The organism is Peptoclostridium sp. AF21-18 (genome assembly GCF_003478825.1).
In the GTDB taxonomy this organism is placed as follows: domain Bacteria; phylum Bacillota; class Clostridia; order Peptostreptococcales; family Peptostreptococcaceae; genus Peptacetobacter.
The window spans coordinates 1-1308 of record NZ_QUGE01000051.1 but is presented as its reverse complement, the minus strand read 5'-3'; the positions used below and the strand labels follow the sequence as shown (position 1 = coordinate 1308).

At 26.3% G+C, this 1308-nt stretch carries 2 protein-coding genes; one reads left to right on the top strand and one right to left on the bottom strand.

The annotated features are described in order from the left end of the window. Positions 1 to 186 precede the first annotated feature (186 nt). Positions 187 to 792, top strand: coding sequence for a VanZ family protein (locus DWX74_RS10880; RefSeq protein ID WP_118549960.1), 606 nt, complete (start codon positions 187 to 189; stop codon positions 790 to 792). A 141-nt stretch (positions 793 to 933) separates the two neighbouring features. Here DWX74_RS10880 and DWX74_RS11150 read toward each other — a convergent pair whose 3' ends face one another. Beyond that, entirely contained in the window at positions 934 to 1086 is a 153-nt protein-coding gene (locus DWX74_RS11150; protein WP_158573271.1) for a hypothetical protein, read from the bottom strand. Positions 1087 to 1308: the final 222 nt, after the last annotated feature.

The following is a 1308-nucleotide window of genomic DNA, read 5'->3' as shown; positions in this document are numbered from 1 at the left end:
CGGCACGCTCCGTGGTGTGAGAGGGGCTACAAGTTAGCCCCTACTTGATATTGGAAAATAATAATTCGATATAAAAATTTAGAAAAGTTTTGATAAATTTTAATAATAATCTATGTATTTTAATATAAAATTAAAAGCAAAATTAGAAATATTTTATTAATTTTATATTGATAAGGAGTGATAAATATGACTTTTATGCTATTTATTCCAACTATTTTAACTGTACTACCTGTATTGATATATCAAGTGATTATGTTATTTTTCAATAAAAAATCTACTACAAGCCATTATTTATGGACATTTATTATGATGATTTATGTTTATCTTGTATTTTCAGTAACAGGAATTGGATCAATATGGGAGATGATTTCTAAAGGTGGTTTAATTGCTACATTGCAGCAAGCTAATATAAGCTTAATTCCTTTCCAGTCAGATGGTATATTTACATACGTCATGAATATCATTATGCTTATGCCACTTGGATTTTTACTGCCATATATATGGAAAAATTTTAGAAATCCAATAAAAGTTGCTTTAACAGGTTTAGTTTTTTCTATGTTAATTGAATTTTCGCAGCTTCCAACAAATAGATTAGTGGATATAGATGATTTAATGATAAATGTTTTGGGAGCAATTTTTGGTTTTGTGGTTTGGAAATTGATAGGAAGACACTTTTTCAATAGAAAGGAAGAAAAAAGAACTGTTTCATTAGGAAATTTAGAGCCAGTAATTTATATATTATTAGCTTGGGCTTGTAATTTTTTATTATATAATTGGGAGTGGTTTGTTTAAGTATTTTATATAATTAAATAATCTAGCAAATTTTTGAAAATAAAAAGATAATTATTATATTCAGATATTTGTATTTCTTATAATAGTAAAGTATGTTATAATAAAGAAAGATAAGAATAACAGAAACGATAGCTTTAAAGGTTATTTTTTTCTAAACTTAATAGTTATAGAAAATGTGAAACCACCACTACGGCCAATAGATTGGTGGTTTTTTTCTTTTTTGTTAGATATTTTGTCTATTGCTACTCCTATAAATATAGGAATAACTATTCCTGTAAGGAAATACTCAATCATAACACATAACCTCCCTTCTAAAACAATAGGAGGATTTCAAAAGGTATTGCCACCGTTCTATTTTGTTATCTTATCTTTCAATAGTTATTATATATCTTTTTAATTATTACTGTCTAGTAATAAAATGTATTATTTAAAATATATATTGATATTTAGGTACTCGTTGTCATGACGGGTACCTTTTTTAGTATGACGGGCATGCTATTAATCTGTGGTGAAAGT

Coding starts and splice junctions, on each gene's coding strand:
- DWX74_RS10880 (WP_118549960.1), top strand. CDS start 187: ATGACTTTTATGCTATTTATTCCAACTATTTTAACTGTACTACCTGTA.
- DWX74_RS11150 (WP_158573271.1), bottom strand. CDS start 1,086: ATGATTGAGTATTTCCTTACAGGAATAGTTATTCCTATATTTATAGGA.